Origin of the sequence: Roseibium litorale (assembly GCF_014842915.1) — a bacterium.
GTDB classification, from domain to species: Bacteria; Pseudomonadota; Alphaproteobacteria; order Rhizobiales; family Stappiaceae; genus Roseibium; species Roseibium litorale.
This window is the reverse complement of the sequence record NZ_JACYXI010000002.1, coordinates 136,642-161,862: the sequence shown is the minus strand read 5'-3', so window position 1 is coordinate 161,862 and position 25,221 is coordinate 136,642. Positions and strand designations below refer to the sequence as shown.

22 protein-coding genes and 1 tRNA gene are annotated in these 25,221 nt (G+C 59.5%); 3 read left to right on the top strand and 20 right to left on the bottom strand.

Annotation, left to right across the window (positions count from 1 at the left end; all coding sequences use genetic code 11):
- The first annotated feature begins 295 nt into the window (after positions 1–295).
- Positions 296–385: transfer RNA gene (locus tag IG616_RS04745), tRNA-Ser, on the top strand.
- Between the two features lie 346 nt (positions 386–731).
- On the opposite strand, the gene darG is transcribed toward IG616_RS04745, so the two are convergent.
- The 18 genes from darG to IG616_RS04655 form a co-directional block, all read right to left on the bottom strand.
- Positions 732–1,844, bottom strand: a complete 1,113-nt coding sequence (darG, locus tag IG616_RS04740; RefSeq protein WP_192146991.1) for a type II toxin-antitoxin system antitoxin DNA ADP-ribosyl glycohydrolase DarG — start codon at positions 1,842–1,844, stop codon at positions 732–734.
- An 11-nt stretch (positions 1,845–1,855) separates the two neighbouring features.
- Positions 1,856–2,503 (bottom strand): type II toxin-antitoxin system toxin DNA ADP-ribosyl transferase DarT, encoded by a 648-nt coding sequence (darT, locus tag IG616_RS04735; RefSeq protein WP_192146990.1) that lies wholly within the window; start codon positions 2,501–2,503, stop codon positions 1,856–1,858.
- A 688-nt stretch (positions 2,504–3,191) separates the two neighbouring features.
- Positions 3,192–3,677: an RrF2 family transcriptional regulator gene (locus IG616_RS04730; RefSeq protein WP_192146989.1), complete on the bottom strand. Its 486-nt coding sequence runs from the start codon at positions 3,675–3,677 to the stop codon at positions 3,192–3,194.
- A 251-nt stretch (positions 3,678–3,928) separates the two neighbouring features.
- Positions 3,929–4,438 carry a 2-oxo-4-hydroxy-4-carboxy-5-ureidoimidazoline decarboxylase gene (gene uraD, locus IG616_RS04725; protein ID WP_192146988.1) on the bottom strand — a complete coding sequence of 170 codons (510 nt, stop codon included), beginning with the start codon at positions 4,436–4,438 and terminating at the stop codon, positions 3,929–3,931.
- Between the two features lie 66 nt (positions 4,439–4,504).
- Positions 4,505–5,689 (bottom strand): urate hydroxylase PuuD, encoded by a 1,185-nt coding sequence (locus IG616_RS04720; protein ID WP_192146987.1) that lies wholly within the window; start codon positions 5,687–5,689, stop codon positions 4,505–4,507.
- A gap of 170 nt (positions 5,690–5,859) precedes the next feature.
- Positions 5,860–6,924: a BMP family ABC transporter substrate-binding protein gene (locus IG616_RS04715; RefSeq protein WP_192146986.1), complete on the bottom strand. Its 1,065-nt coding sequence runs from the start codon at positions 6,922–6,924 to the stop codon at positions 5,860–5,862.
- Positions 6,925–7,022: 98 nt separating this feature from the next.
- Positions 7,023–7,937, bottom strand: coding sequence for an ABC transporter permease (locus tag IG616_RS04710; RefSeq protein ID WP_192146985.1), 915 nt, complete (start codon positions 7,935–7,937; stop codon positions 7,023–7,025).
- Positions 7,938–7,940: 3 nt separating this feature from the next.
- Positions 7,941–9,026, bottom strand: a complete 1,086-nt coding sequence (locus tag IG616_RS04705; protein WP_192146984.1) for an ABC transporter permease — start codon at positions 9,024–9,026, stop codon at positions 7,941–7,943.
- Positions 9,026–10,537 carry an ABC transporter ATP-binding protein gene (locus IG616_RS04700; protein ID WP_246476131.1) on the bottom strand — a complete coding sequence of 504 codons (1,512 nt, stop codon included), beginning with the start codon at positions 10,535–10,537 and terminating at the stop codon, positions 9,026–9,028. Before IG616_RS04700 ends, IG616_RS04705 begins: the two co-directional genes overlap by 1 nt.
- A 111-nt stretch (positions 10,538–10,648) precedes the next feature.
- Positions 10,649–11,647, bottom strand: coding sequence for a xanthine dehydrogenase accessory protein XdhC (gene xdhC, locus IG616_RS04695; protein ID WP_192146980.1), 999 nt, complete (start codon positions 11,645–11,647; stop codon positions 10,649–10,651).
- The gene (gene xdhB / locus IG616_RS04690) at positions 11,644–14,001 is read right to left on the bottom strand and encodes a xanthine dehydrogenase molybdopterin binding subunit (RefSeq protein ID WP_192146978.1); all 2,358 of its coding nucleotides are present in this window, start codon (positions 13,999–14,001) and stop codon (positions 11,644–11,646) included. The genes xdhC and xdhB overlap by 4 nt, the downstream gene beginning before the upstream one ends.
- Complete coding sequence (xdhA, locus tag IG616_RS04685; protein ID WP_192146976.1) at positions 13,998–15,503, bottom strand: xanthine dehydrogenase small subunit; 1,506 nt, start codon at positions 15,501–15,503, stop codon at positions 13,998–14,000. Before xdhA ends, xdhB begins: the two co-directional genes overlap by 4 nt.
- Positions 15,504–15,506: 3 nt before the next feature.
- Positions 15,507–15,857 (bottom strand): hydroxyisourate hydrolase, encoded by a 351-nt coding sequence (gene uraH / locus IG616_RS04680; protein WP_192146974.1) that lies wholly within the window; start codon positions 15,855–15,857, stop codon positions 15,507–15,509.
- 169 nt (positions 15,858–16,026) lie between these two features.
- The gene (locus IG616_RS04675) at positions 16,027–17,019 is read right to left on the bottom strand and encodes a LysR family transcriptional regulator (RefSeq protein WP_209007285.1); all 993 of its coding nucleotides are present in this window, start codon (positions 17,017–17,019) and stop codon (positions 16,027–16,029) included.
- Positions 17,020–17,026: 7 nt separating this feature from the next.
- A complete protein-coding gene (locus tag IG616_RS04670; protein WP_192146968.1) occupies positions 17,027–18,004 on the bottom strand; it encodes a quinone oxidoreductase family protein in 978 nt (325 codons plus the stop codon).
- 30 nt (positions 18,005–18,034) lie between these two features.
- Positions 18,035–18,781, bottom strand: coding sequence for a TerC family protein (locus tag IG616_RS04665; RefSeq protein ID WP_192146966.1), 747 nt, complete (start codon positions 18,779–18,781; stop codon positions 18,035–18,037).
- Between the two features lie 114 nt (positions 18,782–18,895).
- Positions 18,896–19,612 carry a CDP-alcohol phosphatidyltransferase family protein gene (locus IG616_RS04660; protein WP_192146964.1) on the bottom strand — a complete coding sequence of 239 codons (717 nt, stop codon included), beginning with the start codon at positions 19,610–19,612 and terminating at the stop codon, positions 18,896–18,898.
- A gap of 250 nt (positions 19,613–19,862) precedes the next feature.
- The gene (locus IG616_RS04655; protein WP_209007284.1) at positions 19,863–20,864 is read right to left on the bottom strand and encodes a DUF2182 domain-containing protein; all 1,002 of its coding nucleotides are present in this window, start codon (positions 20,862–20,864) and stop codon (positions 19,863–19,865) included.
- A gap of 205 nt (positions 20,865–21,069) precedes the next feature.
- Between IG616_RS04655 and IG616_RS04650 the strand changes: the two genes are divergently transcribed.
- Positions 21,070–22,314, top strand: coding sequence for a UbiH/UbiF family hydroxylase (locus IG616_RS04650; protein WP_192146962.1), 1,245 nt, complete (start codon positions 21,070–21,072; stop codon positions 22,312–22,314).
- Between the two features lie 94 nt (positions 22,315–22,408).
- Here the strand turns inward: IG616_RS04650 and IG616_RS23330 are convergent, their stop codons facing one another.
- Positions 22,409–22,864: a VOC family protein gene (locus tag IG616_RS23330; protein WP_343072342.1), complete on the bottom strand. Its 456-nt coding sequence runs from the start codon at positions 22,862–22,864 to the stop codon at positions 22,409–22,411.
- Positions 22,865–23,072: 208 nt separating this feature from the next.
- On the opposite strand from IG616_RS23330, the gene IG616_RS04645 reads away from it, so the two are divergent.
- On the top strand, positions 23,073–23,681 hold the full coding sequence (locus IG616_RS04645) for a hypothetical protein (protein WP_192146960.1): 609 nt from the start codon (positions 23,073–23,075) through the stop codon (positions 23,679–23,681).
- 295 nt (positions 23,682–23,976) lie between these two features.
- Here the strand turns inward: IG616_RS04645 and IG616_RS04640 are convergent, their stop codons facing one another.
- Positions 23,977–24,939, bottom strand: coding sequence for a phosphoribosylaminoimidazolesuccinocarboxamide synthase (locus IG616_RS04640; RefSeq protein WP_192146958.1), 963 nt, complete (start codon positions 24,937–24,939; stop codon positions 23,977–23,979).
- Between the last annotated feature and the right edge of the window lie 282 nt (positions 24,940–25,221).

Genomic DNA, 25,221 nt, shown 5'->3' with positions numbered 1-25,221 from the left:
CAAGCTGTGATGCGCATCACAGCCGGGAATCGTTCCACTGCCTAAAGTTCCTCATGTCAACGGGGACGCCCACTCCCGGAGACAGCCGGCCACACCGGCTTCAGCTGCTGGTTCTCTGCCCTGCCCACCAAGAACGGGAGCCAGCAGCTCTTCTCTCAGCTCTCCGGATCCACAGCCCAGGACCCGGGGAGCTGTTTGTTTTCGGGCATCTGCTTGCGGATATCTGTCAGGAACAGCCTTCACGGGCATGCAGGCGCTTGACATTCCGCACGCAAGATTGGAAACGGAAGGCAACGGATGGGTGGCCGAGTGGTTTAAGGCAGCGGTCTTGAAAACCGCCGAGCGTGGAAGCGTTCCGTGGGTTCGAATCCCACCCCATCCGCCACTTCCCTTGATTCCATGGTTTTAAAGAGCGAATTGCTTCGACAGAGCAGTGATCAAGTCTCGTTTTTTTGTGCGCAGGTTCGCTTGGTATCCGATAGAAGTTGTTCGATTGTGCTGTCCGACTTGGATACGCTCCTCAAAGCTGTTCACATGTTACGGCTTTTCCCGCCTTCATTTCTATCGTTCTGTATTGCGAGAATGCCGCTCGCAAAAGCGTATATAGCTCCAATGCCTCCGTTCCAATCTCACCCTTGCTCTGAGAGCTAAAGGCGGATTGAAAGCAACAATTCAATTAGAAACATCCTGAAAGCGTAGCATCATATAGGGTCGTTTCTCAGCTGAGAGAGTTATTGTTCGGTATCGGCAGTAGCAATCGTGATCGATCGCCGCATGGAGCTACTGCTCGCGCCACCCGTGCTGATGCTGGACATTAACCAACCACGATCCGCCAGCGTCTCAAGCGCAAGCTCGATATGCTGCGGGCTGAACCTGCGCTTCCTCGCGTTCCATGCGTAAACAAGCTCTTCCGCTTCCTTTGCTGTAGTCGCGCCTTCGTTCTTCGCTACCCAGCAGACCGTGGCAAGCAATTCGAGGCCAAATGGACTTTCGAAACCACTCACGAGGTTTGCAACCCGATCGAATCTTTGAAGCGTCTCCGGTCTATTTTTTAGGAAAGCTTCGGCGTCCTCTTTTGCGCCTGGTATAATGGAGAGCTGCTTTGTGGGGTCGTCTCCGCCATCAGCATAACCTGAAAGCAAATGACCTTCGATGTCCCGCAGAACATGCCGTAAGTTTTCCGCATACGGTCCATAGGGTGCCTTTCGATATTTCAGACCGAGCGGCTCCCCTGCCTCTTGTAGGAAGAACATCAGCTTATGGGCCTCTAGCAGCGTAACAAACGGATCCATTAACCCGTTGAGATAGCGCTGAAGAAGAGCTACGAGCGCAGCTCGTCCGGGGCTCATCTTCGGGACTTTTTTATTTCTGGCAATAGCGGCAACATCGGGGGCACCATGAGGCTCATAGATCAATACCTGCACAGAATCCAAGGGTTCAAGCGCAGCAACGATCCTTGGTCGGACGTCGTTCCAGTCAAGACCTCCGAGCCCGGAGCCCAAAGGTGGCACGGCAATAGACGTGATCCGGAAACGCTGGATCACTTTCACGAGGTCGATCAAACCGGAATCGATGTCCTCGATCCTGCTCTTGCCTTTCCAATGCCGCTTGGTCGGGAAGTTAATGATGTAGCGTGGGCTCAACTCGCCAGTCTCGAATACGAACATGCGGCCGGGATTAACCTCGTCGCGCTTGCATGCCGATTCGTAGGCTTTGAAATTTTCAGGAAAGACATTTTTGAACTGAAGGGCGATTCCTCTACCCATGATACCTACACAGTTCACCGTGTTGATAATGGCATCAGCGTTTGCCTGGAGGATATCTCCCTTTAAGAAAGTAATCATTGAAACCTCCTTCAATAGTACCAAGCAGGGATTAATCCCACCTGGGGCTTGTGCGCCGCTGGAATGAGGTTGTTCTGCACCTGATTATAGGTTGCCAGATTTTGGGTAGCTATCCTATCGACCAGATGCCAAGGAAAAAACTTATACATGAGGAACTCGGCCTGCTTAGCTTCTTTTACGTCTGCTTGAGCCCACTGGTTAGTCTCTATGTGGGGCCAGTTCAGTTGGTTTAGTTGAGCGACATCATTCCAGAACGACGAGTAAGCAGCACCAGCATTGCTTCCACTGAACGCCCAACTTTGCCTTGCTCCGTTTGCCCAGGATACCACCTTATAAAGGTCAGCTTCCAAGTGGATAATAGGCCCCTGCCCACCCTTGTAAGCAAGTTCTGGGCTGTTCGCACAATGAATGACGTACAGCATCACGGATCGAGGGCAAAAATAGAATGGCACAAAATCTGCGACCACCGCATTGCTGTAGCACTTCACCGGAAGCTCAAAACGTCTTTGCTTAATCGTCCGCATACCGATGGTCGTCCCAGCGGCATTCATGTTAACGATCGTGGAATCGCAGAACAGCTTCCCTGACGCAATAATCGAAGGCAACCTATCGACATTGACAATATGGTAAATCTTGGGGGCGACAGGAGGAGGGGTCATTCAATTAGCCTTCGGGGATTGGCTAGACGTTCGCCTGCACCGCCTCCGTTCTCGTCAATGAATTGAATTCCAGACTGCTTGAACGTCATCAGTAATGGCTTTTGGTTCGACTCTCTCATCTCGCCCCTTTGTTCAAAAGGCATGACTTTAGACCGGGGTGACCAAACCTATTGGGCCAAGTCCTCAAAGTCCACAAAACGGCATCGCGCTACCTCAGGACAGCCCTCTGCAAGAGATGTTCATCAGGAAGTTTCGACGATGTCGCCAACTGAACCTACTTCTAAGGGCATCAGCGGCTGCCGTCGATACAGATTTTGCATACGGCCTGCCACGCCTACAGATAATGATTGCGCCAAAAGGGCATGGATCGCCAAGGGCTCCGGAGCTTTCCGACGATACTTGGACTGGTAACGCGTTCGAAAATATAGCCGTCTTAGAAGGGCCCTCGTAGCTACTTCCTTGTGCGACCGCCTGGCAGCAGAATGTCAACCATCGGCACCCTACCGCCCTAAGTACTCAGCCTTGAGATTTAGCCACGCATGCGCAGCATCCAAAGGGGGGACGTCTTTACCGGCTGTCCTAGATCGTTCCGACCGATTATCATCGAGAACACCGACGACACTCTCGGAGAAATCCTGATTGAATGCAGGCTGCTTCTTAAGCGGCAAAGGCGGCAATAAACGTCTGGCTATGACGCACCGGTTTCCGCCCGGACCGGTGTGAAGGCTTTCACCCGCTCCGTGTCTTCCCGGTTCCCTTCAATGATCCGCATGGCGTTGGGGACGATCAGATCGGCGATCGTGGCGGCTTCCAGAGGTTCGAAGAACCGGGCCAGGGCCTCATTCAGGAGCCTGGGCAGGCGGCAGCTGCCGATCAGGGTGCAGTCGTCATTGTGGTTCATGCAGGTGGTCATGGCGAAATCGGTTTCGAACATGCGGACAATTTCCGCGACCGAAATCTCAGAGGGGTCCTTTTCAATCCAGATGCCGCCGTTGCGGCCTGGGATCGACCCGATCATTCCGGCCTTTCTGAGCTGCTGAACGGCGGCTACGATCTGGGCGCGGTGTCCGATATATTGCTCTGCCAGCTGATCGATCGACACCTTCTGCCCCTTGAAAAGGGACAGGAATATCAGGATCCGGACCGCGATATCTGTTCTTTCCGTTAAACGCATGCGGCCCCCGCCTTGCCTCAAAATGCTGCGAACAGGAATAAATTCCCGGCCTGATATCAGGCCGGCTAATCATTAATCGGACTAGCGGGATTGTATGTTGACCAATATCAACCTTCCAGCGTTAAATGAATATATTAGTCAAAAGTTATATCAAAATGGCGAATTTAGTGCAGTTAAATGCACATGAATTTACGTAACGTAATATTAGAATAAAAATGTTTTCACTGCTGAGTGCCTGCGTTTCCGCATCGTCATTCAGATATCCTATCCTCCAGACGAAACCGAAAAATTTTAGAAATCTGAACCAGGGCGGTCCCGAATTCTATCTCGGGCGTGTTCTCTAGGCGGTCTTCAAAAGCATCCAGGATCATGTGCTTGTCCGCGCCCTTGACAGCGAAGATGAAGGGAAACCCGAATTTTCCAAGATAGCTGCCGTTCAGCTCCGTGAAGCGGGAGAACTCCTCTGCGGACAATCTGTCGAGGCCGGCACCTGCCTGCTCCTTGCGCGAATCCTCCGCAACCTCCCCCGCCAATGCCGCCTTGCCGGCAAGGTCCGGGTGCGCGCGGATCAGGGCCAGCTGATCCGCATGGGACGCGTTGCGCATGGCGCTTTCGAACGCGGCAACAAGCGCGGCCCGGTTGGCGAAGGGCGCAAACCCATGGGCTGCACGCGCCACCCAGGGGCTGTGCTCGGCCACATCGCCAAAGGCCGCCACAAAGTCTTCCGTGGTCATGGCGTTGACGGTTTCAAGGCTGATCATGAGCTTTTCCGCCCTCTTGCGCGCACAGGTTCAGGTCCTGGTTCTGGTCTAGTTTCAGGTTATGGGTCACTTCTTCTGCTGAGCAATCCAGGCGCCCAGGGTTGCGCGGTCTTCGTCGGTCATTCCGGTTTCGTTGCCGAGCGGCATCGCATCGGACTGCACCGCCTGGGCCATGACCTGATCGGCATAGCGGCGCAGGTCCGCAACGCTTTCCAGGTGAATGCCCTTGGGCGCTTCCTCGAAGCCTTCATGGGTCGGTGTTGCCGCGTGGCACATGGCGCAATGGGTGGTGATCAGGGTCTTGACCGTTGCATCGGACACCTGATCGGCGCCGCTGAAGTCTTTCGGCGCCGTCATGATCATGGCGGCGATCAGGCCAACAGCCGCCAGAGGCAGTGACCACCAGAACTTGCCAAAGGCATCGCCCGCGTCATGCCGGTTCAGGAAATGCCGGACCATGCCGCCGATGACCAGGATCAGCGCCACCAGCAGCCAGGACTGGGGATGGCCGGTCAGCATCGGATAATGGTTGGAGACCATCATCAGCAGGACCGGCAGGGTCAGGTAATTGTTGTGAACGGAGCGCTGCTTGCCGATGGCGCCAAGGCGGGGATCCGGCGCCTGCCCGGCGAGCAGGCTGGCCGTGATTTTCTTCTGGTTCGGAATGATGATGCCGAAGACGTTCACCGCCATGATGGTGCCGACGAAAGCGCCGACATGAATCAGGGCGCCGCGGCCTGAAAACACATGGGTGAAGAGATAGGCCGCGCCCACGATCAGGACAAAGAGGCAGGCTGCCAGGAGAGGCGTGCTGCGGCCGATGGGCGACTTGCACAGCCGGTCATAAATCAGCCAGCCACCGCCAAGGGACAGCATGGAAATGAGCACGGCTTCGCCGGGTGTCAGTTCCAGAACCGACGGGTCGATCAGATAGGCCGAGGCATTGGCGTAATATTGCACCACCAGAAGCGCAAAGCCCGTCATCCAGGTGAGATAGGCCTCCCACTTGTACCAGATCAGGTCTTCCGGCAGCTCCTTGGGAGCGACCAGATATTTCTCGACATGGTAGAAGCCGCCGCCATGCACTTCCCAGGCGGTGCCGGCCACCCCTTCCTTCATCTGCGGGCGTTTGCGCAAGGACAGGTCAAGGGCAATGAAATAGAAGGACGTGCCGATCCAGCCGATACCGACGATGAGGTGGGCCCACCGGAAAAGAAGGTTCATCCAGTCCATTGCAAAGGCAAAGGTCATCGGCGTGCGTCCATGATGTGTGTGTCAGGAAAACCAGAGAGACCCCTGCCCCGTCCGGCATGTCAGTTTGACGGCAGTTCTCTCACGGCCTCCTGGGCGGAGCCGGGTCATCTGCCGCTGGCCGGGAATGCCCGCGGACGGGCACTCCCATTGTGATGTCAGGTCAAAGCTTACTGCGGCAGCTTGTCGTCGACGCCCTTGACGTACCAGTTCATGCCGAGGATCGCGCCATCGTCGAGACGAACGCCGTCAGCTGCAGCTTCCGTTCCGTCCTGCTTGGTGAGCGGGCCGGTGAAAGGCTCCCAGCCGCCTTCGATCTTGGCCTGTGTTTCCTTGGCCATGGCGACAACGTCATCCGGCAGGTTGGTGTAAGGCGCCATCACGACGTGGCCTTCCTTCAAGCCGCCCCAGGTCTGGGTGCTCTTCCAGGTGCCGTCGAGCACTTCCTGGATGCGCTCGATGTAATAGGGGCCCCAGTTGTCGACGATGGCGGTGTACTGGGCCTTCGGCGCAAAGGCGATCATGTCGGAGGCCTGACCGAAGCCGTGGACGCCGCGCTCTTCCGCAACCTGCAGGGGAGCTGTGGAGTCGGTGTGCTGGGTGATGATGTCGGCGCCCTGGTCGATGAGGGCCTTGGCAGCATCTGCTTCCTTGCCCGGGTCGAACCAGGAGTTGACCCAGACGACCTTCAGCTTGAAGTCCGGGTTGACGGACTGGGCGCCCAGCAGGAAGGCGTTAATGCCAGCGACGACTTCGGGGATCGGGAAGGAGGCAATGTAGCCGGCCGTGCCGGTCTTGGACTGCTTGGCCGCGATCTGGCCGATGATGTAGCGGCCTTCGTGGAACTTCGAGTTATAGGTGGCGACGTTGTCGGCAGTCTTGTAGCCGGTCGCATGTTCGAACTTCACGTCCGGATACTTCTTAGCGACCTTCAGGGTCGGGTTCATGTAGCCGAAGGACGTGGTGAAGATGATGCCGCAGCCTTCGCGGGCAAAACGCTCGATGGCGCGCTCGGAGTCCGGGCCTTCCGGCACGCTTTCCAGATAGGCGGTTTCGACCTTTTCACCGAAATGCTCGACGACGGCCTTGCGGCCCTGTTCGTGCTGGTAGGTCCAGCCGAAGTCGCCGACCGGGCCGATATAAATGAAACAGGCTTTCAGATCCGCCGCGGAGGCGGCGCTGGAAGCGGCGGCAAAGGCAACAGCTGCGACCGTTGCTTTCAGGAACTTCTTCATTGGTAATCCCCCTCAGGATTAGCGTGTGTCATGCGATCGGCGGAGGAAACCGGAACCCGATCGCGGGGGTTCAGGTTCTTGAGTGACCGGCAGACGCGCTACCGGTCCGGAACGAACGGCTTGCCGAGGCAGGCCGGCGTATTCACGAGTGTCAGTCTGCGGTTTGCCGATATGACGACAAGAACCACGATCGTGGCCAGATAGGGCAGACAGGACAGGAACTGGGACGGAATGCCGACGCCGAACGCCTGGGCGTGGAACGTCAGCACGGTGACCGCTCCGAAGAGATAGGCCCCGGCAATGATCCGCAGCGGCAGCCACGAGGCAAAGACGACCAGTGCCAGCGCGATCCAGCCGCGGCCGGACACCATGTTCTCAACCCATTGCGGCGTGTAGGCCAGCGACATATAGGCCCCGGCAAGGCCAGCACAGCCGCCGCCAAAGACAATGGCGAGGAAGCGGACCTTGAGCACGGAATAACCGAGCGCATGGGCCGAGACGTGATTGTCGCCAACGGCACGCAGGATGAGCCCGACCCGGGTGCGGAACAGCACATAGCTGACGAGCGCCACCAGAGCGAAGCCGATGTAGACCACCGCATCATGGGAAAAGAACACCGGCCCGATGAAGGGCAGATCGCTCAGGCCCGGAATGTGCAGTTCAGGCAGGCGCAGCCCCGGAATGCCGATGAAGCTCTCGCCGATCATGCCGGACAGCCCGAGACCCAGAATGGTGAGCGCCAGCCCTGAGGCGACCTGATTGGTCACGAGGCGCAGAACCAGAAAGGCAAAAAGCGCCGACATGGCCATGCCCGCCAGAATGGCAGCCAGAACGCCGAGCGTTCCGGACCCGGTCTGATTGGCGACGGCGAAGCCGACAACGGCGCCCATGATCATCATGCCTTCGACGCCGAGGTTCAGCACCCCTGAGCGCTCGACAACCAGCTCACCAATGGCGGCGATGAGAAGCGGGGTCGCAGCGGTGATGACCGTGAGAAGAACGGCTTCAAACATGGCTCACTCCCCCGTCTTGCCAGCGGCAGAATGGGTGGAAACCACTCTCAGCCGGTACATGATGAACGTGTCGCATCCAAGGACGAAAAACAGCAGGAGCCCCTGGATGACATTGGCGATCTTGTCGGAGACGCCCATCGAAGCCTGAACCGCTTCGCCGCCGATATAGGACAGGGCCAGAACAAAGCCAGCGACCAGGATGGCAACCGGATTGAGGCGGCCGAGGAAGGCAACGATGATGGCGGTAAAGCCGTAGCCTGGAGAAATGGTCGGCAGCAGCTGATTGAGCGACCCGGAAACCTCCATGGTTCCGGCAAGTCCCGCCAGAGCCCCAGCCAGCGCAAAGGAAAACAGGGTCAGCTTTTTGCGGGAGAACCCTGCAAACGCCCCTGCCCTCGGGCTTTCTCCCATGACGCGGATCTCGAACCCCTTCAGAGTACGGCTCAGAACCAGCGCCAGAACAATCACGACCGCGAGTGTGACCGGAGCTGCCATGCTCATGCGGCCGTCACCAATGGTGGGCAGGGTCGCGGCGTCAGAGAACATGCGCGATTCCGGGAAGTTGTAGCCATCCGGGTCACGCCAGGGGCCGCGAACCAGATAGTCCAGCAGCAAGTTGGCCACATAGACCAGCATCAGGCTGGTCAGAATCTCATTCGTGTTGAAGCGGGTTTTCAGAACCGCCGGGATCAATGCCCAGAGCGCGCCGCCGATCATGCCGCAAACAAGCATCAGAGGCAGGGTCGCGGCGGTCTCGAAGTCCGGATAGAGGATGGGCAGCGCCGAGCCGCACAGAGCACCGGCGACGAATTGCCCTTCTGCTCCGATGTTCCAGTTGTTGGAGAGGTAGCAGACGCTGAGACCGCAGGCCATCAGCACCAGCGGGGTCGCCTTGACGATGACTTCCTGAAGCGACCAGGTGTCGAGCAGCGGCTCGATGAAGAATTTGAACAGACCCAGCAATGGATCCTTGCCGGACAGGGAGAAAAGGATCGCAGCGGCGATCAGGGTCAGGCCCACCGCCACAATCGGCGAGAGCATGGCCATGAGCTGGCTGTGTTCCTTGCGCTTGACCAGTTCAATCCGCATTACATTGCCTCCGCCTTGGCTTCGGCACCGCCTGCCATCAGCAAGCCCACCTTTTCCCGGGTCATGGTTTGCGCATCTTCCGCAGGAGAAAGCTGACCGCGGGAAATAACGGCGATCCGGTCCGCAATTTCAAAGATTTCGTCCAGATCCTGGCTGATGACCAGCACGGCGGACCCGGATCTGGCCAAATCGATCAGAGCCTGACGGATCAGCGCCGAGGCGCCGGCATCCACCCCCCAGGTCGGCTGGTTCACGACCAGAATCCCGGGATTGCGTTCAAGTTCCCGGCCAACGACGAATTTCTGCAGGTTGCCACCGGACAGCGAACGGGCCTCCGGATCATTGTGAGACATCCGGACGTCATAGTTGGTCTTGACCTTCTGCTCCAGAGAACTGGAGCGGGTGCGGTTGAGAAAACCGCTGGAAATCAAGCCGTCCTTGGTGGCGTGGCGGGTGAGTACAATGTTGCCCGTCAGCTTCATGCCCGGCACTGCTCCATGGCCAAGACGCTCCTCAGGCACAAAAGCCGCATTCTGCTTCCGGCGCCAGTTGATGTCGCGCCTGCCCGCAGCCACGCCGTCGATCCGGAGCATGTCCGCCTCGACCGGAACCTCTCCGGATATAACATCGAATAGCTCGCTCTGGCCGTTTCCGGCAACGCCTGCGATGGCGACCACTTCACCGGCATGAACATCGAGAGCAATGTTGGAAAGGGCTGTCGCGAAAGGCGTCAAGGCGGGAGATGACAATCCTTTCAACTGGAGGCGGACATCTCCGCGCTTCAGGGACAGCGCGCCTTGAGACACAACCATGACCTCGGAGCCCACCATCATGCGGGCAAGCGAGGATGGCGTTTCAACGGAGGGATCACACTCGCTAACGACCTTGCCGTGGCGCAGGATCGTCGCGTGGTGGCAGATCCGCTTTACCTCTTCCAGCCGGTGGGAAATGTAGAGCACCGCGCAGCCTTCCGACGCGAGGCGTTGAAGGGTCAGGAACAGCCGGTCGGCTTCCTGCGGGGTCAGCACGGACGTAGGCTCATCCATGATGATCAGGTCCGGCTCCTGCAGCAGGCAGCGGACAATCTCGATGCGCTGGCGGATCCCGACGGGCAAATCAGCCACAACGTCCTGTGGATTGAGCGGCAGGCCGTAATCGGCGGAGACATCCCGTATCCGCTCTGCCAGAAGCTTCATGTTGCCGGGATCGGGCAACGCAAGCGCGATGTTCTCGACGACCGTCAGGGCTTCAAACAGGGAGAAGTGCTGGAAGACCATGCCGATCCCCAGCGCGCGGGCCTCTCCGGGACTGGAGATGCGCACCGGCTTGCCGCGCCACAGGATCTCACCTCCATCCGGGTCCAGAGATCCGTAGAACATCTTGACGAGCGTGGACTTTCCAGCACCGTTTTCGCCCAGCAGCGCGTGGATTTCGCCCTTGTTGATGCGCAGCTCCACCTTGTCATTGGCGAGGATATCGCCAAAGCGCTTGGTCAGTCCCCGGGCTTCCAGCAAGCTCTCGCCGTCCGCCCGTCTGAACGGATTTCCGGAACCTTCTTCGGCCCTGCCTTTCCTGTTCTGATCACCCACTCTCAACCGCCCCCTCGCGCCCATGCTGCCGCGTTATTGACCAAGAGCCAATGTTTGTGCAAGCCCCCCGGCAGCACACGCGCTCACCTGATTTTGCTCATGCCTGATGAGAAGCTCAACTATCACCCCTGCGGCGATGGCCGCGGGCAGTTTGGATTTTGGCCCGTCCGCTCCGATTGGACAGACAAGATTGGAAATCAATGGCTTGGAAAGACCACGGGAAGCCAGGCGTTTTTCGAAACGGGCCCGCTTGGTCTTGCTGCCGATCACGCCGACATAGGCAAAGCGCTGTGCGCCAAGTGCCGTAGCGGCAATTTCCTCGTCGAGCGCGTGAGAATGGGTCATCACCAGAACGAACGCCCCAGTGGGAATGTCTTTGAGAACCGGAACGGGATCTTCGGTCAGCGTCTTCGTAACATTCCCCGGGACGGCGAGCGGGAAGGCATCCGCGCGGCTGTCCACCCAGGTCACGTCAAATGGCTGCTGGGCCAGAGACAGCACCAGAGCCCGTCCGACGTGACCTGCGCCGAACAGTGCCAAAACCCGCTTTGGTTTGCCAAAAGCCTCGTTCAGAAGCCCATCCTCTGACAGGGCAAACGGGATCACAGTGCTGTCATCATCCAAGCGGCGGCGGACGGGAGCGCCACTGGCGACGGTTGCAAGGGTCTGAAAGGACTGGCCTGAGGCTTCCAGAGCCGCAAAGCCCCGTGCTTCCTCCGTCTGCTCGCGGACAAGCACTTCCACCGCCAGGTTCACACGGCCGCCGCAGCATTGGCCAAGGTCGGGGCCAAGAGAGAACCGGCGCATGGTCAGGCCCGGTGTTCCTTCCGCCAGAGCCTCGCGGGCCCAGGAAATGGCCTGAAACTCCAGCATTCCGCCACCAATCGTGCCGAAATATCCGCCGTCAGCGCGGACAACCATCCGGGCGCCGGCTTCACGCGGCGTTGAACCATCCGCCCGGGCAACGGTGATCAGAGCGCAAGCACCGTCGCTTTCCAGCAGCTTTGCAATAGGCGCCCAGACCTTCCTCATTCGGCACCGCCCTTTCCGGACCGGATGGCCTGCACGGCCTTCATGATGGCTTCCGGTGTCGCGGGGGCGTCAAGGTCCGGGACAACGCCCGGGTTGAGGCTGGCGATGGCATCGGTGATGGCACAGAAGACGGAATTTGCCAGCATGACCGGCGGCTCACCAACGGCCTTGGACCGGTAGATGGTCTCCTGCGGGTTGCCCTTGGATTCGTAGAGATTGACGCGGAAATCGGCGGGAATATCCGCAGCAGCCGGGATCTTGTAGGTGGACGGCGCATGGGTGCGCAGGCGCCCTGCCTCGTCCCAGACCAGCTCTTCCGTGGTCAGCCAGCCCATGCCCTGAACGAAACCGCCCTCGATCTGGCCGATGTCGATGGCCGGATTGATCGAGTGGCCGACATCATGCAGCAGATCCACACGGTCGACGGTCATTTCTCCGGTCATAATGTCGACCGTGACTTCGGCGCAGGCCGCCCCATAAGCGAAATAGTAGAAAGGCCTGCCCGAGGCACTGTCCCTGTCCCAGGTGATGTGCGGTGTGGCGTAGAAACCTGCATGGGACAGCTGAATGCGCGCCAGATGCGCTTCCTTGACCGCCTGTTTCAACGGAATGACCCGGTCGGCAAGGCGGACCTGATTGTTGTGGAAACCGATCAGATCCGCCGGGCACTTGTGGGCTTCGCTGAGGAAGGCAACCAGCCGTGACTTGATCGCGACGGCAGCATTGCGGGCAGCCATCGCATTGAGATCCGTGCCGGAGGACGCCGCCGTCGGGCCGGTGTTCGGCACCTTGGAGGTGTTGGTCGCGGTGATCCTGACCATGTCCAGCGTGACGCCAAGTTCATCGGCAACCACCTGCGCCACCTTCTGGTAGAGCCCCTGCCCCATCTCCGTGCCGCCGTGGTTCAGATGAACCGAGCCGTCGGTGTAGAGATGGACAAGCGCGCCGGCCTGGTTGAGGTGTTTGAGCGTGAAGGAAATGCCGAATTTGACCGGCGTCAGCGCAAGTCCCTTCTTAAGAACAGGGCTTACAGCATTGAATTCCTTGATCTGTTCACGCCGTTCCCAATATTGGGAACTGGCTTCCAGCTGGCCTGTCAGGTCGTGCAGCACCTCGTGCTCTTCCACCGGCATGCCATAGGGCGTCGCGTTGCGGCTGGCGTCATAGAAATTGAGCTTCCGGACGTCCAGCGGATCCTTGCCGAGCTTGATGGCAATCGCGTCGATCATCCGTTCTGCCGACAGCATGCCCTGCGGCCCGCCAAAGCCCCGGAAGGCGGTGTTGGAACAGGTATCGGTCCTGAGCCGCCGGGAGCGGATCAGCGCATCCGGGTAGAAATAGCTGGAATCCGCGTGGAACATGGTCCGGTCGTTGACACCGAGGGACAGGTCCGCGGAGTAGCCGCAGCGGGCGAGGAAATTCATGTCCACGGCCCGGATTCTGCCTTCGCCGTCATAACCAGCCTGCCATTCGACCCGGAAATCATGCCGCTTGCCGGTCATGATCATGTCGTCGTCCCGGTCAAGCCGCAGCTTGCAGGCCCGTCCGGTTTTGGTTGCCGCCAATGCTGCCAGCGCCGCCCATTGATTGGCCTGGCTTTCCTTGCCGCCAAACCCGCCGCCCATGCGCCGGATTTCCGTCGTCACGGCCGCATCGGGAACGCCCAGAACCTTGGCGACCGTATGCTGGACTTCGGTGGGATGCTGGGTTGAGGAATAGACCAGAACGCCGCCGTCTTCCTGCGGCAGGGCCATGGCGATCTGACCTTCCAGGTAGAAATGCTCCTGGCCGCCGATGTGAAAGACGCCAGTGAGCTTGTTCTCGGCAGCGGTCATGCCTGTTTCAGGCGAACCGCGGCGGAACTGATAGTCGGGAAGCACCGTTATGTCAGCGGCAACCGCATCTTCCGCGGTGATGATCGGTGTCAGGGGATCGCTTACCAATGTGGCCAGACGGGCGGCCCGGCGGGCCTGATCCCTTGTCTCGGCAATCACCAGGAAGAGAACCTGACCGTAGAAGAGAATTTCCGTTTCCGCCAGAACCGGGTCATCTCCTAAGGCCGCGGAACAATCGTTGATGCCGGGAATGTCCTTCGCGGTCAGGACCGCGATGACCCCAGGGGCCTTGCGCACCGGTTCCAGATCAAGGGAACGGATGCGCCCGCGCACCACATTGCGCGCCCAGCCGGGGGCTAGGTGCAACGTCCCAACTGGCTCCGAAATGTCATCGATGTAAGTTGCCGTGCCGCTGACATGCTTGACCGCGCTGTCATGGTTCAGGGGCTTGCGCACATGATGGGTCTGGACAGGGGCCAGACGCAGCTCATCGTTGGAAGGCGTGCCGGAGATGGTCATTCTGCGGCCTCCAGCGTGTCCGGTGTTTCAGGCTTGTCTGGTGCGACAAGTGCCGGGCGCAGGCGCAAGCCGGAGGGGTCGGACCCGCTGGCTTCCATAAGCGCCTTGGCGAGCAGCGCCCGCGCCGTTTCCATGCGGTAGGATGCGCTTGCCCTCATGTCGGACAGGGGCGTGTAGTCGCTCATCAGGGCCTTAATGGCCGCGCCCCAGGTGGACGGATCTTCCAGCTGCGCGTTGATGAGCGCGGCTTCTGCGCCCTTGGCCCTGCGCGGTGTTGCCGCCATGCCGCCATAGGCAATCCGCGCCTCGGTGATCGTGCCGCCGATGACCGTGAACAGGAAGGCCCCCATCACGGAGGAAATATCCTGATCGAAGCGCTTGGAGATCTTGTAGCAGCGGAAGATCTGGTTCGGATCCGGGCGGGGCACAAACAGTCCCGTGACGAACTCGGCCGGGCGCCGGTCCTGCTTTCCGTAGTCTAGGAAGTAGTCCTCAAGGGCCAAGGCACGGGAGTTGACCGTGTCCTGCAGTTCCAGCGTGGTTCCAAGCGCGATCAGCGCGGGGGGCGTGTCGCCAATGGGAGAGCCGTTGGCGATGTTGCCGCCAATCGTGCCGGACGCGCGGACCTGTTTCGATCCGATCCGGCTCCACAATTCGCCAAGATCAGGTGACAAGCGCTGTATGGCCGCTTCGGCGGCTTGATAGGTAACGGTCGCACCAATCAGCAGACCTGCCGGGCTGTCCTCAATCCTGTTCATGCCTTCGATCCGGCCAAGCCAGATGACCTTCGGCAGATCCTTGAGGTGCTTCGTGATCCAGAGACCTACATCGGTCGCTCCTGCGACCAGCGTTGCATCCGGGTGCTGCTGATAGAGCATTGCAAGCCCGTCTAGGCTTGCGGGAGATGCCAGGAAGCGTGTGCTGTCACCGATGAAAATATCCCGGCTGTCGGCCAGCTGACGCAGTTTGTCGCGGGTTTCCGTTGCACGCCAGGCAAAGGCATCGTCCGCCGCATCAAAGCAGCTCTCGAGAGCCGCATCGATGATCGGGCGATAGCCGGTGCAGCGGCAGAGGTTGCCGGCAATCCATTCGGTCACCGCCTTGCGGCTGCGGGACATGCCTTCCGCATGATAGAGCGTGAAAAGGCTCATGACGAAGCCGGGGGTGCAAAAGCCGCACTGGGAGCCATTGAGCTCTGCCATGGCCCTTTGCACCGGATGCAACTTGCCATCCGAGGCAAGGTCCTCGACGGTCACCAGCTCCGTGCCGTCGATCATGGCGAGCAGCTGAATGCAGCTGTTGACCGGAGAATAGGTCAGCCTGCCCTCGGTCAGCCTGCCGATGGCAACGGTGCAGGCTCCGCAGTCCCCTTCCCCGCAGCCTTCCTTGGTGCCGGTTTCGCGGCGCTCCAGCCGCAGATAGTCGAGCAGCGTATCGGTTGGCCCGACATTTGCCAGCTCGACCAGTTCGCCATTCTTGATAAAACGGATCGTGTCACGCATCACTCAGCTGCCCCTGTAGGTGGAGTAGCCGAAGGGAGAAAGCAACAAGGGCACGTGATAATGGCCGTCCTGCTCGGCGATACCGAAGCGGATCGGAATGAGATCCAGAAACAGCGGATCCGGCAGAGCCTGACCGGTCTTGCGCAGGTAATCCCCGGCAGCAAACCGCAATTCGTAAGTGCCGCATGCAAAGCCATCGCCCGACAGGATCGGGCCGTCGATACGGCCATCAGCATTGGTCACATGGCTGGAAACAAGCCTCGTTCCGCCGTCAAGTGCCCAGAGTTCTATGGCAAGGCCCTCGGCTGGCCGGCCAAGCGCCGTGTCCAGAACATGTGTTGTCAAACGGCCCATGACACCGGTCTCCCATGACGTGAAGAATCAACGGCTGGAACAAGATTCTGCCCGGCCTGCCCATCCTTGATTGTCTTGAACCTGTTCTGCGTCAACCGTTCAGCCCCAATTGCACTTTTCATGAGCTTGCCTGAATTGCGCGCAAAGCAATAGCGCTCATTTCAGGATGTCATGTTGCCTTTTTGGCAACAACATTTCTGTGATGCTCGTTCAGCAGCATCACTGCATGATTGAAGAACATACCGGGAGCGAGAGCAAGGGCCCGGAGGGAACTGGTCACAATTGACAGGCGGTCATCCTGCAAGGGGGTATCTTTGAGGGGACGGAACACAAGACGGCCTTCACGCAGATCATCTTCGATACCGATAAGGGTCTGAAATCCGACGACATTATCGCCCCGGACGAGAGCCCGCAGGAACCTGAGGGAATTCGCTTCCACATAGGTGCGCGGCGCCCCGTTCAGACGCGACATGGCGCTGTCCAGGCGGCTGCGGATCGAAAGACCCCGTGCAGGCAGAACGACGGGGTATTTCAGACAGTCCGACAAGCTCAGCAGTTCCTGGGAGGCAAGCGGATGGCCGGGCGCCATGAGAGCGCCGATTTGATAGTCCTGATGGAAGGCGACCGTCAGCGAAGACGTGACCGGCGGGTCGAAGGTGAAACCCACGTCGGCTTCCGCCGCCTCCACCAGCCGGGCCGCTTCCTGGGAACTGGTTACCGTGACGCTGACATGAATGCCTGGATACCGGCTCCTGAAGGTGGTCACCAGGTCCGGCAGAAGAGTTTCGGAGAAGCTCTCGACGCTGGCAATCGACACGGTGCCCCGCCTCAGCCCCTTGAGGGCATCAAGCTGGGCAACGGTTGCGTCGAAGTCAGAGTAGGTCCGCTTCACATGGGCAAGCAGGGTTTCGCCAGCCTGGGACAGCCGCAGCCTGCGGCCGACCCGCTCGAACAATTGCAGTCCGAGCGAGTCTTCCAGCCAGAGAATCTGCCGGTTGATGGCCGACGAGGCGACGTTCAGCTCCCGGGAGGCGGCCCGGATCGATCCGGCTTCCGCCACCACTGAAAAATACCGCATGGCCGGGGCATAGAGATTGCGCGCCTTATCCTGTTGCCGGGCACTGGCGCGCTGGGGCTTTTCGTCCCCTGCCTCCCCGCTCACAGCCAGCTCACGGAATGAGAACGGTGGTGCCGGTGGTCTTGCGGCCTTCCAGATCCCGGTGCGCATCAGCTGCTTTTGCCAGCGGATACTCCTGGTTCACGTCGATCTTGACGATGCCGCGCGAGACCACATCGATCAGGTCCCCTGCAGTCCTCTCCAGGTCCGCCCGGCTGGCGATATAGGAGAACAGGGACGGACGGGTGGCATAGAGTGAGCCCTTGGTGGACAAGAGGCCAAGGTTGAAGTCCGTGATCGGACCGGAGGATTGCCCGAAGCTGACCCAGAGGCTGCGTGGCTTGAGGCAGTCGAGAGAGCCGGGATAAGTGTCCTTTCCGACGCTGTCATAGACCACGTCGCAGCCCTTGCCACCGGTGATTTCCTTGACCTGCTCGACGAAATTGTCTTCCCGGTAGTTGATCACATGGGTGTAGCCGTTGGCCTTGGCCAGCTCGACCTTTTCCGCAGAGCCCGCCGTGCCGATGACGGTCGCGCCAAGATGGGCAGCCCACTGTCCGGCAATCAGCCCGACACCGCCGGCCGCCGCATGGAACAGCAGCACCGTGTCTTTGGTCACCTCATAGGTCTGGCGCAGGAGATACTGGGCGGTCATCCCCTTGAGCATCATGCCCGCCGCAGTCCGGTCATCAATGCTGTCCGGCAGAACCACCAGACGGTCCGCAGGCACCAGCCGTTCTTCGGCATAAGAGCCAAGCGGGCCGACATAGGCGACACGGTCGCCGGGTTTGACATGATTGACGCCTTCGCCAACGGATACGACTTCGCCCGCCCCTTCGTTGCCGGGAATAAAGGGTGTGCCACTTGGCGCCGGATAGAGACCCGAGCGGAAATAGGTGTCGATGTAGTTGAGGCCAATGGCTCTATGGCGGATGCGGGCTTCACCCGGCCCCGGCTCTCCGACGCTGACTTCCTCGTATGTCAGAACGTCCGGACCGCCGGTCTGGTGTACGCGGATGGCATGAACCATATCTTCAACTCCCGGCCCGATGGGCCCCCTTTACTTTGACGATGCGTGTTCCGCTTTTTGTTTGCGGGACTTGGCGAGCACATTGACGACTTCCACGCCTGCGGAAAAGGCCATTGCGAAATAAATGTAGCCTCTGGGGATATGGAACCCGAGCCCGTCGGCAATGAGCGAGACGCCAATCAGAAGCAGGAAAGACAGGGCCAGCATCTTTGTGGTCGGGTGGCGCTGGATGAATCCGGAGACCGGTCCGGAGGCGGCATACATCACCATCATCGCCAGAATGACGGCAGCCACCATGATCTCGATATGCTGAGCCATACCGATGGCGGTGATGATGGAATCGATCGAGAAGACCAGATCGATCACGATAATCTGGGCGATGACACCGGCAAATCCCCTGGCAGCAGCTGCGGCCGGATTGCTCGCGAGCTCCTCGTCTTCCCCTTCGATCCCCTTATGGATTTCATGAGTCGCCTTGACCAGAAGGAACAGGCCCCCGCCGATCAGGATCAAGTCACGCCAGGAAAAGTCCAGGTCGAAGGCCGAGAAGAGCGGCGCCGTGAGGCCGACGAGCCAGCTGAGGGCCGCCAGTAACGCGATGCGGAACACCAAGGCCAAGGCGAGGCCGATCTTGCGCGCCCGGTCGGCGATATGGGCGGGAAGCCTCGAGACAATAACGGAAATGAAGACGATGTTGTCGATGCCGAGAACGATTTCCATCACGGTCAAGGTCAGGAGGCTCGCCCAGACCTGGGGATTCGACAGCAATTCCATCATACGCCTCTCGAAACGTCGCCATTCTGAGGGAAGCATATGGGGAGCGCCGGTCAAACGGCAATAACGCCGGGCCTCAAAGACAGACCCGGCCCTGTGCACATCGCGGGAGATGGCTTAGCGGATCCGGTCGAGCAGTTGCTGCGCTGCGGAGACACCGAAAAGATAGAGGCTGGAGGCTGTCAGAGCCCAGGCGGCGATGCCGGTGGGAATCATGTTGCCGACAACCGCGAATCCTGCGGAAACGAACCAGACCGCGGTGACAGAAAGGGTCAGCACCCGCCAGCGCTTGACGCGCACCGGATGGATGAACTTCACCGGCGCGAAAGTCAGAAGGCAGCAGAAGAGAATGAAGACAATGGTGAAACTTTCGGACGGCGAAAGTGCCATGAGCCCGAAGACCACCATGTTCCACACTGCGGGAAAGCCCTTGAACGCGCCTTCCGGTGTCTTCATGCCGTTGTCCGCGAAATAGAGTGCACCGGTGAAAACAATCAGACCGCCGCAGATCCAGTTCCAGGGCGAGGACAGCATGTTGCTGGCCGACAGCGCGAACGCCGGCAGGAACACATAGGTCGCATAATCAATGACAAAGTCGAGAGAAGCACCCGACCAGCGCGGCAGACGCTCAGCAATATTGAACTTCCGGGCCAGCGGCCCGTCGATACCATCCACAACAAGCGCCAGCCCCAGCCAGGCGAACATCTCCGCCCAATTGCCGCGGGCACCGGCGAGAAGTGCGACCAGCGCAATGGGCGCACCGGATGCGGTCAGCACATGGATGAGAAATAGCGCCGGTTCCGGAGCGTCCTTGTCAGATGGGAAGTCGGTCACGGCTCGCTTAATCTCTTGTTCTGTTGGAAGACCGGGCTTCAGTCATTTGTCGGCAACAAGCGGCGCTACAGAAGCCCTGCGAGGCTATTATTTCAATTTCACGTCAGATTGAACAGGCTTTTTCACATATCTGCCCGGCATTTGACGTTTTGACTGCGAAATCTCCGGAAAAATAACGAGCAAAACGGTTCTTCTGCAGTCCCGGAGCAGTTCTCAAAGTGCTCCGGGCAAGGACCGGATCTGCCTGAAATCACCCCTGTGAAGACAGGATCAGGACGCCAAGTCCTGTCCCCCATAACAGGAAAACAACGCCGATAATGCGGTAGATCCAGCGGCTTGGCAGGCTTTTCTCCACTGCCATCAGGATGCCGAGCAAGGCAATCCAGAGCACGTTCATGACGCCGACAGCAAACATGACCGCCATCACGGCCCAGCAACAGCCGAGGCAGGAAAGACCCTGGGTGATGCCTTCCCGGAAAGCACCTGGGACCTTGCCGTCCGGGCTGGTGCGGGTGAAGGCGAAACGCGGATGCCAGCAGCGCACGAGGCAGGATTGCTTGGCTGGTGTGAATTGATAGATCCCCGCGGCGACAAGCACGCTCGCGGATAGTGTCAAAGACACCGGCGCCATCATGGGCCCCAGCTCTCCTGCAAGGGTCAGCAGCCATTGCACGAAGGTGGCAGCCAGGGCGTATCCCGTCCAGACGAACAGATAACCTCCGGCGGCGAGCAGAGTTTCACCAGCCAGTTTTCCGGGTCTCACCCGCGGCGCCCGCTCCCGCATGAAGGCGCGCAGCATCGGAACGGCGGTCGGGATCATCATGGCAAGGGCCATCATCAACCACATGGTGAAGACCTTGAGCCCATCCACCAGGGTCCAGCGCTCTTTGGGCATGCCAAAGGTCGAGGCGGATTCGGGCAGGCAGAGCGCTGCGATCGCCGCCCGCACGTCTTCAGGAAGGCCCGCCAGATTGTTGAAATAATTCAACAAGCCCATGCCGGGACCTGCCTCGCTCATGTCCATGGCCGGAATCATGTCCGCGATCATGGCACCGAGATACAGCCAGCCCGTAACCGTCAGACCGGAAAGGCAAACCAGAACCAGAGGCCAGCCGCGGGGGCTGGATTCCAGGGCGTCAACCAGGGTCTGTTTCGGCTGAGCCTCTGTCACATTCATGTCCTTCAGCATTCTTTGCAGATCCGCGTTGACCATGAGCTTCAAAGGGGGCAGCACGGTGGCTGACCCGGACATTTTTCCGATGATGCAGATAAGACAGGCATGATACGCCCGTCCGCATTGATCTGCATCAGGACAAATGGCCTTGACCTGCGGCATTGAACCGCGCAAGAGCGACGGTCAGCTGCCGCGGGGAAGTCTTGCAATTTCACGCGGGCCGCCCATTCTTGAAAAAGAACCGCCGCTGATCCAGTGGCCAGAGAACAAGACGGAGTGCCCCATGACCGGAACCGGAACGTCAGCAGCACCGGCTGAGCGGGATTTCGATATCGTGGTGATCGGCGCCGGTCCCTCCGGGCTCACGGCGGCCTTGAGCGCTGCGCAGGCCGGCTACCGGACCGCCGTTGTCGCGCCTGGCGTCAACTTTGCTGATGGCCGCACGACCGCTCTGCTGCAGGCCTCCGTCGACTTTCTGACCGCGCTTGGTGTCTGGGACAAGCTTTCCCCTCTTTCCGCTCCGCTGATGCGCATGCGCATGGTGGATGCGACGGGCCGTCTGATCCGCGCTCCGGAAGTGACCTTCGACAGTGCCGAATTGGAGCTTGAGGCCTTCGGCTATAATTTGCGCAACAAGGACCTGAACCGGGTCCTGGAAGAAGCCGCGCGGGCCGAACCGGATGTGACCTTCTTCGAAACCGTGGCATCGGGATTCGACTTTGACGGGCTGTCCGCCCGAATCACCACGGCAGACGGGCAGCGGATCACGGCGAAGCTCTGCATCGCCGCAGATGGCCGCAATTCGCTGGCGCGGGAAGCCGCAGGCATCGGCGTCAACCGCTGGTCCTATCCGCAGGTTGCCGTGGTCATGAACCTGGCGCACACCCAGCCTCACCAGGACACATCCACCGAATTTCACCAGACAACCGGCCCCTTCACGCTGGTGCCGCTGCAGGGCCGGAACTCGTCGCTGGTCTGCGTGGAGACACCGGAAGGGGCTGCACGTCTGACGGCGATGGAGCGCCCAGTGCTGGAGCGCGAACTTGAACGCCGCGCCCATTCCATCCTCGGCAAGATGACCGTGGACGGCGATGTCCAGAGTTTTCCGCTCTCCGGCCTGACCGCGAAGAGCGTTTCCGGACCACGTCTGGCCCTGATTGGGGAAACGGCTCATGTTTTCCCGCCGATTGGTGCTCAGGGCCTGAACCTTGGTCTGCGCGATGTGCAGAGCCTCGGCAAGCTGCTTGTGGAGGCCCGGACACACGATCTGGATCCGGGGTCGGCAGATCTTCTTGCCCGCTATGAGGCAGACCGGCGCACGGATATCGCCAGCCGGACGACGGCCGTTGATGCGCTGAACCGCTCGCTCCTGACGGACCTGCTGCCTGTTCAGGCCATGCGCAGCGCCGGGCTTTATCTTGCAAGCCGGGTCGGGCCGCTGCGCCGCCTCCTGATGCGTGAGGGGATTGCCCCCGGCAAGTTCCCCAAGCCAAGGCTCGCACTGCCCTTCAGGAAGGGCGCTGCCTGATCCACTCGCTGACGGGACTTTTCGGAAATGCGGCGCGGGCGGCAACGGCGAGTCTCAATGTGAGGTGAGGCTTTTGGTGCCCAGCTGACCAGCGTTATCCGTCACGCCCTGGTTCGTCCGGATTGCTGGAGAACAGCGCGATCTTGTTGCCTTGAGGATCGCGAAGGTAGCAAACATAAAACCGGGGTCCGTAGGAAGCCCGAAACCCCGGCGGCCCTTCGTCGGAACCGCCTGCGATAAGGGCCGCTGCGTGAAGATCACGCACCTGCTTCTGATTGCGCGCCTGAAATGCAACCATAGAACCATTGCCCGCTGTGGCCGGGCGCCCATCGAAGGGAGGTTTGACGTAAAAGTCAGGCAGAACGGGGGACTGACCCGGCTGCACGGGCAGCGTATAACTTAGTCCTTCAGGCCCCTCCTCCAGTTCGTAACCGAGCGCCGGCAGAAACGCTGAATAAAATTTCTTTGCACGCGCAATGTCATCCGCGCCAACTGTGACGTAAGCGATTATGGTCCGTGGTTCTTTCTGGACGCGGGATCCTTCAAACAAGGTCCCTGGCTTGGCATGAGGCCAAGTGGATGACTATCATCCATGGACCGCAGCGCCTTGACAAGCATCTTTCCGGACGGTTGATGGAGGATCAGAACTTCAATTTTTCAATATCTTACAAAGTCTTTTTGAGGCAAAAAACCTCACGGAACCACGTTCCCTCCTCGTTCTTCGAGTTGCGGTCTCGCTCTCTAGCGGTATCCTGCCGATGACTGTTCCCGGCGAGATCACGCATTATTTCTCCCGCTCGGACCGCCCATTCCGCAATCTCGGCGATCTGGAAGAACAGGACGCCGCGAAGGTTATTGATGCGCTTCAAAAACGCCGCCTGAACAATCCCGGGTTCAAACGCGTCTTCGGACGAACCTACCTGGACTTCCGGCAGCGCACCGAGGCCAGGATGAGGGAGATCTTTGCCGCAAACGGGGGAAAACCCGAACGCCGGTCGCCCCACTACTTCGTTCTGGGCACCTGCGACTGGTTTGCGGACCTTTATCCGGATACGGGCACCGTCAGTCTGGACTGGCGCGAACTGCCCCGCGAAATTGCAAGCTTCACCTATCCCGACAGCTTCATTTCCATGCGCTTCGGCGAGGAGTACGGGCTGCCTCACATGCCTCTGGAGCCCTATCACGAGAAGGTCTTCTTTCTGGATGAGCTTGAATCTGTCGTGGAGCGCTACGGCTTGCCCGATGGCAGCAAAGACGAGACCTATGAGGGCTATCACACCCGCAAATTCGAAAAATATATCGAGGTGCAGGTCTGGTCCGACAAGCCAGTGTCAGAACATCTGGTGAGGCTCGAAGATGGAGCTTGACGCGGGAGGAAGGAAGGGCATGCCCTCCCCGAGGTCGATGACAAACCGCTCTACCGCGCCGTCCCGGACGCAGCGAAGCGGAGATCCGGGATCTCTCGTTTGAACATTATACTGAATTACCAGGGTTTTAGCGCGGGTCCCGGCTCGAGGCCGGGACGGCGTGGAGAAAACCTAAACAGCCTCGAGTTGGCAGACTCTCAGGGAGAGCCATGCCCTCCCCGGTTTCTTGCCAAACGCTTCTGCCGCAGTTTCGCGTCTTTACGTAAGGATTTGAAACAGATTGATTTATTGAGCGTCACTTCGCCGGAAAATACGGCGCGAGATTGGCTCTAACGCGGGCCAGAGGCGTTTCCCCGGTCACGTCCGGCACAAAGGTCTGACCGGTGATCGCCTCGAAGGCGCTGACATAGACGTCCGCTGTCGCCTGGATCAGATCCGCCGGGATTTCCGGAATTGGATCGTGATAGGGATCGCATCTTGCGTCGACCCAGGCGCGGATGATGTCCTTGTCGAAGGACGGCGGACGAGTGCCCTCTTCAAAGGCCTTGGCATAGCCATCGGCGAGCCAGAAGCGGGAACTGTCCGGCGTGTGGATCTCGTCGGCGAGAATGATATTCCCGGCCTCATCGGTTCCGAATTCATATTTGGTGTCGACCAGGATTAGGCCACGCTCTGCAGCCATTTTCTGACCGCGGGCAAAGAGCGCCAGCGCAATGTCAGAAACTTTCTGCCACTGGCCCGCGGTCAGGATGCCCTTTCCGACGATTTCTTCGGCCGTCAGCGGCTCGTCATGGCCGCCGTCAAACTCCTTGGAAGTCGGGGTGATGATGGGCTCCGGCAGGGCCTGGTTGTCCCGCATGCCATCAGGGAAATCCAACCCGTACATCCGCCGCTCGCCCTTCTTGTAACGGGTGAGGATGGAGGTGCTGGTGGTGCCCGCCAGATAGCCGCGCACGACCACTTCCACCGGCAGGATCGTCAGCCGCTTTCCGATCACCACGTTCGGGTCCGGATAGCTGATCACATGGTTCGGGCAGATATCAGCTGTGTTCTCGAACCAGAACCGGGCGGTCTGGGTCAGCACCTGGCCCTTGAACGGGATAGAGGCCAGAATCCGGTCGAATGCCGAGATCCGGTCCGAAGAAATCAGGATACGGCTGTTGTCTGGCAGATCATAGCAATCACGGACCTTGCCGAAATACGGGTTCGGCAGTTCGTCAATACGGGCGTGATCGAGAATGCGGTTTGGAACGGACATCAGAGCCTTCGTCAGGATATGAGCGCGGGAGCCATTGGGTGTCCGAACCCCAGCGCATCAGGCCTTAAGTTGCCGCGCAGAATATTGCGCGCAGCGGGAAGCTCAAGGGCCTTGAAGGCACTTCCTGCCTTAATTGCCCGGTTTGTCCCCTTCCAAAGCCGCCTCACCTGCCTGAAACCTGATTTTGAGGGCTGAAAATCTGGGTGAGCTCTCCGGGCGTGACAAAAGAACCCCGCCCGGATTGCTCTGGGCGGGGCAAGGTCTTCCGGAGGAAGGATTGCA